The organism is Corallococcus sp. 4LFB (assembly GCF_046520365.1).
Lineage (GTDB): Bacteria > Myxococcota > Myxococcia > Myxococcales > Myxococcaceae > Corallococcus > Corallococcus caeni.
Window position 1 is genome coordinate 1 of the sequence record NZ_JBKGHJ010001158.1, and the last position, 742, is coordinate 742.

Here is a 742-nt window from a genome sequence, read left to right on the forward strand (position 1 = left end):
CACGACCAGCACGTTGAGCAGCGACGCGCGGCGCGCCTGCGCCGCGGCCTCCAGGCCCCGCCTCCTCCGCGGCCAGCTGGAGCGACAGCAGCCGCGCCAGCACCTCGCACGCCTGCCGCCGCGCGGCGGACACCTTCCGGGGCGCCAGGTGGTGGCAGGCCATCAGCCCCCAGAGCTGCCCGTCCTTCAGGAGCGACACGCTGAAGGACGCGCCCACGCCCATGTTGCGCAGGTACTCCAGGTGGACTTCCGACACGCTGCGGAGCGCGGCGCCGGACAAATCCAACGGGCGCTGGGTGCCGGGCAGCAGCGGGGGCACCAGCCCCACGACCTTCGCGTCCACGTCCGCGATGAGGCGCACGGGGTGGCGCGTGTAGAGGGCGCGCGCCTGCACGGGGATGTCGCTCGCCGGGAAGTGCAGGCCCAGGAAGGAGTCCACGCCCTCGCGCACGCTCTCCGCCACGACCTCGCCGTGGAAGTCCGCGTGGAAGCGGTAGACCATCACCCGGTCGTAGCCGATGACTTCGCGCACCGCGTCCGCGGCCTCCTGGAGCAGCGCGGCCGTCCCCTTCGCGCGCGCCAACGGCGACACCAGCCGCTGCACCGCGCTCAGCGCGGTCTCCTCCGCGCCCACGTCCTCGTCCGGCAGCGGCTCCAGCTCCAGCACGCGCAGCCCGTCGCTGTCGTGCAGGAGCGCGGAGCAGCGCTGTCCCGACACCTCCACGGTGACGGGCCCCGGCCC

Annotated in this window: 1 protein-coding gene; it reads right to left on the bottom strand. The window is 74.5% G+C overall.

The features are described 5' to 3' along the window. Window positions 1-742 (bottom strand): GAF domain-containing protein (locus ACLEQD_RS44680; protein WP_410391964.1); only part of this gene is annotated, 742 nt, incomplete at both ends.